The following is an 8841-nucleotide window of genomic DNA, read 5'->3' as shown; positions in this document are numbered from 1 at the left end:
GAGTCCGCCGCCGCCCACGCCTGAGCCGCCGCCACCGAGTCCGCCGCCGCCCACGCCTGAGCCGCCGCCACCGAGTCCACCGCCGCCGAGCCCTCCGCCGCCCACACCGCCGCCTGATTGTGCTGCTTTTGGCTTGGTTAGTGATGGTAATGGCGGTTGTACGCAGCCGCCGTCTGGTTTGCCGCCGCCTAGCCCTCCGTCGCCAACGCCTGAGCCGCCGCCACCGGGTCCGCCGCCTTCTGGTTCGCCGTCGCCTACGCCAACGGATTGTCCTGACTGCGCGAAAGAAAGCACCTTGCGGGATTTGGTTAATAAGTTGACCACATCCACAAAGCAGTTGACTCCGCATAGTGCTTTATCCGCTCCGGGTTCTTCGACCGGTGATTTTTCTGACGCGGATGCACAACAGCAATTAGCTGATGTTACTGCGCAGCTGAATGCCAAAGTGGCCTCAATTCGTCAACAGGCCGGCGCTATGTTTGGCGCTATTTCCAATAGTGGGGGTGCTTTGCCGGTGATAGAAATTGGCGATTTACGCGGTGTCCATGTCGTTTTCGACATGAATAAATACCGTGATCAGTTTTCTGTGATTGGCACATTGATAATTGCTTTGGCTTTTGTTACGGCTCTGACAATTATATTGGGGTAAGTATGCTGGATTTATTGATTGATGCATTTAACCAGATTTCTCAGTTTCTGACTGAAATTGAAAACTATATAGTCGCTTTTTGGGATTTTGTGACTCATGGTATCTATGATTTTGCTGTTAAATGGCTGGCTAATTGGGTAATTTATGCCACTATATCGACTATTACATTCAAACTGTGGGCGATTTCCTTCGCTTGGGATATAGCTCAGGAAATCCTCTCTCAGCTGAATATCACTTCGGCGATACAGTCCGCTTGGAGTGCTTTAGATAGCCGTATCATGGATGCTATCTCTTTTTTTCGTATCCCTGAAGCTATCAATATCATTCTAACAGCGCATGTGACTAAATTTGTGCTCAGGTTCCTGGGGCTATAAATGGCAACGTCTATACATCACGGCCCTCCGGGTTCCTTTAAATCGTTTACCTTGGTTCAGCGCTTTGGTATTGACGCTTTGAAACAGGGTAGGGCAATCGTGACTAATATTCGTGGTTTTAATAGTGTTGATCGCGTTATTGAACAATTCCCTGACGAGGAATTTCCAGATACCGCCATAATCATTTGGGTGGATACAAGGACTAAAGAAGGCCGCGCTAAGATGGCCCGCTGGTTTCATTGGGTGCCCTTTGGCGCTATGATTATCATTGATGAGATACAGCAAATCTATCCTGATCGCCGCGATTTTAAGTTGGAATCCTTGGATACCTATATACCGGCCCCAGGCGAGGTTATTGAAGATATAGGCTTGGCCGAAGGTCGCCCGGAAGATGTATTCACCGCCTACGATAAACAGCGTCACTACAATTGGGACATACTGGCATCAACGACCAATATTGCCAAAGTAAAGCGCGAAATCCGCGAAGTGTCCGAGTGGGCCTATCGTCACCGCGACATATCTAACTTATTACCCTGGTATAAAAACACCTGGATAGAGCATCAACATGACCCAGAAAATAACGGAAAATCAGCAAGTCACCGCGTCGGTAGTCCCGCAAAATATAAGGCCGACCCACGAATATTTAAATGCTATGATAGCACGGCGACAGGCAATCATATCGAGTCAACGGCCGGCCGCTCAATATTTGCAGACCGCAAGATTTTGGCTATGCTTGCTCTTGTCGCCGGCTGCCTCTGTTGGTTCTATTACACCTTTACTTATAAATATCATCCTAAAGATATTAAATCCGGTGTACCGGCTGATAGCTTACCTGTTCAAACGAATATTGCTAAAACTCCTAGTAGCGCTCCTGGTAGCCCTGCTACTGGCGGCTCTGTTCCGGTCAATGCTCTACCTGCTCCTGTAACTCCTGCCGATACCCTGGATAGATCGCATTTAATAGCCTGGTCGCAGGGCATTACAGTTGACGATCTGCCGCTATTTCCTAAGACATGTAACGTCACCCGGCGATTTGTTAAATGTTCTGTCGATTACGATGACGATCTGATTCGCGTATCCACTAACCATATTTGTTCCCATAAACAAGGCAAGCATACTTGCGACTTTATCTTTACCTTTAAGGCTCAAATCAAGTCGGAAGATGACAAGAAAAAATCGGTGATTGCCAACAATATGCCTTTTTAACAAAGAGATATAAAAATATGAATACACAATTAAACACCATGGGGCCGGAATGGTTTGAATGGATAAAACATAACATTCAGCGCGGCTGTACTCATGAATCCATTATCGACACCTTGCAAAAAACGTGGTCGCGTGTGGAATCTTTGAATGCCTTTAATGATGTCCTTAATTCCTTATCCAAAGTTGACTTCAAGCGGCCTTTGATAGATACAGCAACCAACTTTGTGCAACTGCCTGATTGCAGGCCGCAAATTCTGTTTACATTAAGCAACCCTTATATCGTTTTGATTGATAACGTATTGTCGATTTCGGAATGCGATGCAATAGTTTTGCTTGCTAAACAGAAAGGACTTAACGGTTCGACCGTTGTTGATTACGATTCAGGAGCTTCCGTTGTCCATGATGCGAGAACCAGTTCCGGAACTTCCTTTGAACGTTCGGAAAATCAATTTATTACCGCGCTTGAAACACGTTTATCGACCTTGAGCAATTGGCCTCTTGAAAAAGCTGAGCCGATTCAGGTGCTTCAATATCGTGATGGTCAGCAGTACAAGCCGCATCATGACTATTTTGATGTCACAAAACCAGGCTCAGCTTCCCATCTAATCCGGGGCGGTCAACGTGTGGGTACTTTTGTGGTTTATTTGACTGATGTAGAACAAGGTGGTTCGACAATCTTTCCGAATTTGGGCGTAGAAGTACGTCCAAGAAAAGGGGCAGCCGTCTTTTTTTCTGATGTTGATGAGCAGGGCAAGCCAAACCCTGAAACATTGCATGGTGGCGCTCCCGTCATTACTGGCACAAAAATTGTTGCAACCTATTGGCAACGTGAGCGGCAGTTTGTCTAATTATTGATTAGGATTACCCGTTACTGTGCCGGCATTATTTCCCGGCGTCGAGTAACGGCTCACTGTTACTCGATGGCCGCTTATTTACCTGGACAAGTAACGGTCAAAGCGTTACTATCCGGATTAATTCTTTTGACATCCAGTAACAGCCTATGTTGGTTTTATCCTTATTTCCCGGTATCGGTCTATTAGATCGTGGTTTCGAAGATGCGGGTTTTTCCGTGGTCCGTGGTCCCGATCTTATCTTTGGTGGCGATATACGCCGTTTTAGTGTGCCTTCGGGCCGATTTGACGGCATTATAGGCGGTCCGCCTTGCCAGGACTTTTCTAAGGCGCGTCGTGGCATACCGACAGGGCAGGGCTTGGAAATGATACAACACTATCAGCGTGTAGTCATGGAAGCAAAGCCTATCTGGTGGTTGGCTGAAAATGTACCGGGTGTGCCTGACATACGGATAGAGGGTTATAACTGGCAACGTCTCGACCTCAACGCCTCTGATTTTGGCTCCCAGCAACGCCGGTTAAGGCATGTGCAATTCGGGTCTTTGGATGGTTCGCAATTAGTTATGGACCGTAAAAAAAGCACTTGGCCAAGTTACTTTTCCACTGTACTTGCCAATGATTCCCGGCCTATTCCTGTAATGGCTCGTTTGCAAGGTCTACCTGATGACTTCGATATTCCCGCCTTTACACGGGGCGCTCTTAGTCGGGCTATTGGTAATGGTGTGCCTTATGAGTTGGCTAAAGCTCTGGCTGATGCTGTTATTTGCCGGCAAATAGGCGTTACCTTATGCGTCTGTTCTTGTGGCCGGCCAGTAACAGGAAAACAGCGCTATGCGAATGGCGCTTGCCGCAAGCGTGCCTTTGATCGACGAACTGTTACTGGCCAGGCTATCAATTATGCCACTATGTAACATTTTTATTGTTTCATTAAATTGCACTAATCAACCTTTAAAACCGGCCTTTTTTTCGGCCGGCTTAAAATTTTGGATTCGGTCGGAACGACTGCAGACGAAAATTTACTTTATTTTTCGTTTTATTGTTTACTTTCAGGAAATTGTTGTTTTACTTCGCAGCTTTCGTTTTGCTTGTTAGCCTTTTTTGCCGGCAAATTATTCTTTTTTGCTTCTGGTTTGATGTCTTTCCAGGCTATCAACTCGCCTTCCAGTTTGGCCGCTTTTTCCCTTAAGGTCTTATTTTCATTGGCTGCTTCGAGTGTCTTTTCTTCCTGGTTCTTTAATTCTGTAACCAGTTGATTGATTTGGTTTTCTTGTACCTCAATTTTGACCTCGTCTTTTCTGTTTTCTTCCTTCAGGACGATTATTCTATCCTCGGCTTTAAAAAGTTCATTTTTATACTTTTCTAACTGCTTTTCGCTTGCTTCCAGCTTGGCTTTTAGAGCGGCGTTTTCAGCGGTTAGTGCTTTGTTGGCTTTTTGTTGCTCTAGCAAGGCTAGGTTGACATAATCCAGGCGTTTTTCTGCATCCAGTAGTTTGCTCTTGCTGACGTTTTCCGCGACAACGGCTTCCTGTCTCCAGTCCTGTTCTTTCTTTATTTCTGCTTTCCAGGATTGAAAAGTTTGCTCGTGATCTTCCTTTAATTGTTCGATTTCGGCTTCCAGGCGTTCAATTTGTCGGCTTTGTTCGTCGCTGAATGCTTGCGCTTCGGTGATTTTTTCCAATGCGGCCGCTTCGGCTTGTCTTAAAGCTTCTCTTTGGCTATTGATTTCTTTTTCAGCCAGTTCCTGGGATTCTGCCCATAACTTAATAAGCAGTTGTTCAGTGGATTTTTTCAGCGCTTCCGGCAGTGCAATCAAAGCGGGTAGGGTATTCACGTCGGTATTTTCCTGCTTCCAGGTTTTCAAAAAATTGGTAATCGTCGTTAAAGAGCCACGGCCAAGGAATTTATAGACCTCTATCGAGCTGACCTTGACGCCGTTTTCTTGTAACGCTTCAGCGGCTTCATGCACTTCTTCTTCGGTTAGGCGTTTGGCTTTGCTGATTTGACTAATGTTGTTCATGGCATTATCTCCGGTTGGCTTTGATTACGGCTTTATTATTTCATAGGCAAAGGTATTTGTCAAGCAATATTATCATAATTATCATATTACATTTATCGTAATATGATATTATCATTACTGTAATTATCGTATTACCGTAATATCATATTACGATAATTATCATAATAATGCTTGACAAGTCACTTCAATCGGCACATTTATAAATAGATTAAATATCCGTGACGAGTCACAAGAAATAATAGCTATTAATTAACGTGATTCGTCACAAAAAAGATTGCTTTATTTTTCGTGACGCGTTACAATAAACATAACTTAAACGCATTGAGGATGCCGCCATGATAGATACCAATGATCATCAAACCGCTGATTTATTTCCCGCCAAACGCGGCCGCGGTCGGCCTGCTACTGGTAAAGCTAAATCCGATGCCGATCGAGCTAGGGCCTATCGGTTACGTAAAAAACAAGCTCAATCTTTGACTACAGTCCATAATTTCAGTTCGTCACAATTACTCGCTGAATTTTTGACTGAGTTGGGTGATGCTGCAACTGTAAGGCCATCTGAAGAATGGGTTTCTAAAGTACGGGCGTATTTTTGTATTGAAATATGAGGTAACACCATGATTAGCTACGACAAAGACTTTTACGGCTGGACTCAGGAGCAAGCCGCGTTATTGAGGGCAGGGCGCTTAAATGACTTGGATATAGAAAATTTGATAGAAGAGGTTGAGACCATGGGTAGAAGTGAAAAGAGGGCACTTGAAAGTCGATTATCCGTACTCTTGCTTCATATGCTCAAGTGGCATTATCAACCTTCCAGACGTGGTAATAGTTGGCGCTATACCATTATTGAGCAGCGTTTAAAGTTTCAGAAGGTCCTTAGTCAAAATCCTGGTTTGAAACCTGAAATTAATGCAATTGTAGCGGATGCTTATGAATACGCGGCTTTAAAGGCTACTCATGAAACCGGCTTGCGGCCTGATATATTTCCTCAGCATTGCCCATGGAATTTGGAGCAGATAAGCGATAGTGAATATTTCCCTGATTAGTTTTAATGGGTCTGCGTAAAATCATGTAGCAATAGCGCTTGACATTTGCGCCCAATGGGCGTATATTATTTTACCAATGGAGCAGCAAGTTCCAGGCGGAACCGGACGAAGCCGGGATTATTGGAGATAAGAAAATGTATAACGTAATCGGAATGTCAAATGAAGTAATTAGCGCACACGAAAAAGCAGCCGCCGCTTTCTCCGCGATAGACTGTGAAAAATTAAGATGGGGAAAACGTAACGGCTATTTGCCTAGGACAGTTGTCCGTGGTGATAATTATCACTACCCGCAGCACTCAACAATAGCTATCGGTGATGATGTTATAGAAAAAAGAGTGATTGATACTATTGAAACGTACAGCGGCGACGAGCTGGATATATATGGCTATTTTGCTGGTGACGGTAGTCGTGTTGAATGAGACCGCCAAGGAAAATATCTAGCTGTAACTAGATAAAAATTTCTGCCTATACTTCAATGAGGCCCTGACGATCTCAGGGCTAATATAGCTCAAAAAATAACTATGTCAAAAGAAAAAACAATCGAACTCCGCACAAAAATATATGATTTAGCTATGCAGATTGACGATGAATTAACCGCGCTATCCGATCACTATAACGACATAGAGCCCAGGAAATCGCTAATGTCTGAAGATGATATGGCTTTTTGGGAATCTGTTGAAACTTATCTGAATAATAGGAGGTAGTATTAATGGAATCGCCAACGCCAGAAGAAATAATTGACGCCAGAAAGAAATCTAGCAAAAGTCAAACCGAAGCAGCAGCCGTTATTTATTGCAGTTTAGGAGCTTGGCAAAAGTGGGAACTCGGTAAAAGAACAATGCACCCGGCCTTTTTTGAGTTATTTAAAATCAAAACAATAGCCAATGGGCGCAATTAAATTACAGCGTTTCTACATGTTTTTGCGCATCCCTCATTAATTAAGCCTGCAATCCAGTAAGAGCAGGCTTACCCCTCCCATTACTATTAAACCCGCTTTTGTCCTTGGCGACCGTCCTATTTAAACCGCTAGTTTGCACTTTTTAGGTATGGCAAGAGATTGGAATTTGGGCTTTTGGAGCAAGCGGGCTGGCCCGCGCTGTTGGTAGATAGGGAGGCGTAGCCCGACCGGTGTTTCACGTAAGCCACACAATAACCATTTGATTGAGCGAAGAAGCCAGGGCAGTAATACCATGGTGTGCTTCGTTTGTTATTTATGCGGCTTATGCCGTTTCAAAAGTGGTTTTTACGATGCTGTTAGCAAGGCATGCAGTTCGCCTTGCGTTATCGTAAAAATCACAAGGCACGTAGTGCAATCCTTTTTGGCTGATCTGCGCCGCAGGCCAAAAAAAATATTATTCAAGAGCATGGATTGCGTTGTTGTAAGGGACTTCTTACAAATCATCATGTTATAAAAGCTTTGTAGTTTTTCTATAGGGCTTTTTTTAATGAATATAATTACTTCTTTTTCTTTTATTTTCTTATTGATTACAAGTACTTCGGCGTTTTCTTATACCTATAAATGTAAAAATGATGCTGGCAAAATTGTTTATAGCGGCTCAGCTTGTCCTCTTGATCAATCTGAAATGAATGCTGAAACCATTGCGATTAACGGCCAGCGCCGGCTTACTGCTGATCAAATACAAATCATTCAGCAGCACGATGAAGAAGCACGTGTAGCAAGACAGCTAAAGGCTGAACGATTGAAATCAATGACTGTTTTTGAGTTGCGCGAGTTAGAGGCAGAAAAATCTCGTTTGCATAAAAAAATAAGTCAGAAAAATCATTAAGGGGACTTTGGTCTATGTTGAAAATTGCTTTTACTTTTATTTGGGGTTTAATCTATGTTTAAGATTTTTCTGGGGTTTATTGTTGTTTTAATATCTGGGGTTACTATGGCTCAAGAACGTGAATCCTTGGGTAGTGATTCTTTGCGATCTGATGTTGTTGAACCTTTAAAGCGTTCGGCAGGTCGTGCTGCTATTGATCTTGGTTATTTTTTTAAGGATGAGATACTGCGTGATACGACATGGGGTAAGAAGCAACAAAAGAATCAAAATGTTATTGAAGACAGTAGAAAAGCTTATTCTCAGGCCGTGGCTGATCTTGCGGATTTTAAAGCCCGGTATAAGAAGCCTGAAGAGTGCTATGATATGAAAGACCGCGCAACGCGGATACGTTGCGCTAATGATTTTATGAGGGCAAGAAAGCTTTATGAAGCTTCTCGCCAATGATTTCTTACTTTCTTTTTCACTAAATGATTAGCGATTTTTAGCAAGCCTTTCCAGCTATGTAATTGCTTTATTTGGCCTTCAAGTTTCGCGGTTCTTTCAATGTCGTATCGGGCGGCTAATATGGTTTCCGGACCCCATTGCTTGCCTTTATAGCGTAGATTTCCCCGGCTGAACATCCATCCTTCCCAGCCGGGGATATTGATTCGCTTTTTATCCCATAATAATAGCAGTCGTTCGGCTATTTCCGGAGCGCCGTTCTTATCCCATTCTTGAACTTGATCTAACGATACACCTAACACCTCGCTGGCGATTTGTTCATTAATGCCCACTTTGTTCCAGCGCGTATGGTAAAAGCTCGTCTTTTTCTTTGCTGCCATTGTTTTGACTCCGTGTGTTAAAAAATCGGGCTAGAGCAAAAGCTATGCCGACAATTATTTCAATCACAATTAATTTAACATAATATACAT

15 protein-coding genes are annotated in these 8841 nt (G+C 43.7%); 12 read left to right on the top strand and 3 right to left on the bottom strand.

Annotated elements, in window-relative coordinates; genetic code table 11:
- Positions 1-330: hypothetical protein (locus EKO24_RS22685; RefSeq protein ID WP_196240001.1), on the bottom strand; the 330-nt coding region annotated here is incomplete at its 3' end.
- On the opposite strand from EKO24_RS22685, the gene EKO24_RS22565 reads away from it, so the two are divergent.
- The 5 genes from EKO24_RS22565 (at position 317) to EKO24_RS06855 (ending at position 3991) form a co-directional block, all read left to right on the top strand.
- The gene (locus EKO24_RS22565) at positions 317-649 is read left to right on the top strand and encodes a hypothetical protein (protein ID WP_127027402.1); all 333 of its coding nucleotides are present in this window, start codon (positions 317-319) and stop codon (positions 647-649) included. The genes EKO24_RS22685 and EKO24_RS22565 overlap by 14 nt on opposite strands.
- 2 nt (positions 650-651) lie before the next feature.
- The gene (locus EKO24_RS06870) at positions 652-1023 is read left to right on the top strand and encodes a DUF2523 family protein (protein WP_127027401.1); all 372 of its coding nucleotides are present in this window, start codon (positions 652-654) and stop codon (positions 1021-1023) included.
- The gene (locus tag EKO24_RS06865) at positions 1024-2229 is read left to right on the top strand and encodes a zonular occludens toxin family protein (protein WP_127027400.1); all 1206 of its coding nucleotides are present in this window, start codon (positions 1024-1026) and stop codon (positions 2227-2229) included.
- A gap of 17 nt (positions 2230-2246) precedes the next feature.
- Positions 2247-3077: a 2OG-Fe(II) oxygenase gene (locus EKO24_RS06860; RefSeq protein WP_127027399.1), complete on the top strand. Its 831-nt coding sequence runs from the start codon at positions 2247-2249 to the stop codon at positions 3075-3077.
- A 152-nt stretch (positions 3078-3229) separates the two neighbouring features.
- Complete coding sequence (locus EKO24_RS06855; RefSeq protein ID WP_127027398.1) at positions 3230-3991, top strand: DNA cytosine methyltransferase; 762 nt, start codon at positions 3230-3232, stop codon at positions 3989-3991.
- 122 nt (positions 3992-4113) lie between these two features.
- On the opposite strand, the gene EKO24_RS06850 is transcribed toward EKO24_RS06855, so the two are convergent.
- Positions 4114-5097 carry a DNA-binding protein gene (locus EKO24_RS06850; RefSeq protein ID WP_127027397.1) on the bottom strand — a complete coding sequence of 328 codons (984 nt, stop codon included), beginning with the start codon at positions 5095-5097 and terminating at the stop codon, positions 4114-4116.
- Positions 5098-5432: 335 nt separating this feature from the next.
- Here EKO24_RS06850 and EKO24_RS06845 point away from each other — a divergent pair, with 335 nt between their 5' ends.
- The 7 genes from EKO24_RS06845 to EKO24_RS06820 all read left to right on the top strand — a co-directional run bounded on the left by EKO24_RS06845 (position 5433) and on the right by EKO24_RS06820 (position 8374).
- Positions 5433-5705 (top strand): hypothetical protein, encoded by a 273-nt coding sequence (locus EKO24_RS06845; protein ID WP_127027396.1) that lies wholly within the window; start codon positions 5433-5435, stop codon positions 5703-5705.
- A gap of 9 nt (positions 5706-5714) precedes the next feature.
- Positions 5715-6143, top strand: coding sequence for a DUF29 domain-containing protein (locus EKO24_RS06840; RefSeq protein WP_127027395.1), 429 nt, complete (start codon positions 5715-5717; stop codon positions 6141-6143).
- Positions 6144-6181: 38 nt separating this feature from the next.
- On the top strand, positions 6182-6562 hold the full coding sequence (locus tag EKO24_RS06835) for a hypothetical protein (protein ID WP_127027394.1): 381 nt from the start codon (positions 6182-6184) through the stop codon (positions 6560-6562).
- 102 nt (positions 6563-6664) lie between these two features.
- Complete coding sequence (locus tag EKO24_RS22825) at positions 6665-6847, top strand: hypothetical protein (protein ID WP_206667224.1); 183 nt, start codon at positions 6665-6667, stop codon at positions 6845-6847.
- A 5-nt stretch (positions 6848-6852) separates the two neighbouring features.
- Positions 6853-7041 (top strand): helix-turn-helix domain-containing protein, encoded by a 189-nt coding sequence (locus EKO24_RS06830; protein ID WP_127027393.1) that lies wholly within the window; start codon positions 6853-6855, stop codon positions 7039-7041.
- A 547-nt stretch (positions 7042-7588) separates the two neighbouring features.
- Positions 7589-7930, top strand: a complete 342-nt coding sequence (locus EKO24_RS06825) for a hypothetical protein (protein ID WP_127027392.1) — start codon at positions 7589-7591, stop codon at positions 7928-7930.
- Between the two features lie 54 nt (positions 7931-7984).
- Complete coding sequence (locus tag EKO24_RS06820) at positions 7985-8374, top strand: hypothetical protein (protein ID WP_127027391.1); 390 nt, start codon at positions 7985-7987, stop codon at positions 8372-8374.
- Here EKO24_RS06820 and EKO24_RS06815 read toward each other — a convergent pair.
- Complete coding sequence (locus EKO24_RS06815) at positions 8353-8751, bottom strand: hypothetical protein (protein ID WP_127027390.1); 399 nt, start codon at positions 8749-8751, stop codon at positions 8353-8355. The genes EKO24_RS06820 and EKO24_RS06815 overlap by 22 nt on opposite strands.
- Positions 8752-8841 lie beyond the last annotated feature (90 nt).

Source organism: Candidatus Methylobacter oryzae, from assembly GCF_003994235.2.
GTDB classification, from domain to species: Bacteria; Pseudomonadota; Gammaproteobacteria; order Methylococcales; family Methylomonadaceae; genus Methylobacter_A; species Methylobacter_A oryzae.
Note: the sequence above shows the minus strand (reverse complement) of the source record. Positions and strands in the feature narration are given on the sequence as shown.

Excerpts from the sequence above, each read along its gene's own strand:
- EKO24_RS06845 (WP_127027396.1), top strand. The coding sequence starts at position 5,433 with ATGATAGATACCAATGATCATCAAACCGCTGATTTATTTCCCGCCAAA.
- EKO24_RS06840 (WP_127027395.1), top strand. The coding sequence starts at position 5,715 with ATGATTAGCTACGACAAAGACTTTTACGGCTGGACTCAGGAGCAAGCC.
- EKO24_RS06855 (WP_127027398.1), top strand. The coding sequence starts at position 3,230 with ATGTTGGTTTTATCCTTATTTCCCGGTATCGGTCTATTAGATCGTGGT.
- EKO24_RS06865 (WP_127027400.1), top strand. The coding sequence starts at position 1,024 with ATGGCAACGTCTATACATCACGGCCCTCCGGGTTCCTTTAAATCGTTT.
- EKO24_RS06870 (WP_127027401.1), top strand. The coding sequence starts at position 652 with ATGCTGGATTTATTGATTGATGCATTTAACCAGATTTCTCAGTTTCTG.
- EKO24_RS22825 (WP_206667224.1), top strand. The coding sequence starts at position 6,665 with ATGTCAAAAGAAAAAACAATCGAACTCCGCACAAAAATATATGATTTA.
- EKO24_RS06820 (WP_127027391.1), top strand. The coding sequence starts at position 7,985 with ATGTTTAAGATTTTTCTGGGGTTTATTGTTGTTTTAATATCTGGGGTT.
- EKO24_RS06815 (WP_127027390.1), bottom strand. The coding sequence starts at position 8,751 with ATGGCAGCAAAGAAAAAGACGAGCTTTTACCATACGCGCTGGAACAAA.
- EKO24_RS06830 (WP_127027393.1), top strand. The coding sequence starts at position 6,853 with ATGGAATCGCCAACGCCAGAAGAAATAATTGACGCCAGAAAGAAATCT.
- EKO24_RS06850 (WP_127027397.1), bottom strand. The coding sequence starts at position 5,097 with ATGAACAACATTAGTCAAATCAGCAAAGCCAAACGCCTAACCGAAGAA.
- EKO24_RS06825 (WP_127027392.1), top strand. The coding sequence starts at position 7,589 with ATGAATATAATTACTTCTTTTTCTTTTATTTTCTTATTGATTACAAGT.
- EKO24_RS06860 (WP_127027399.1), top strand. The coding sequence starts at position 2,247 with ATGAATACACAATTAAACACCATGGGGCCGGAATGGTTTGAATGGATA.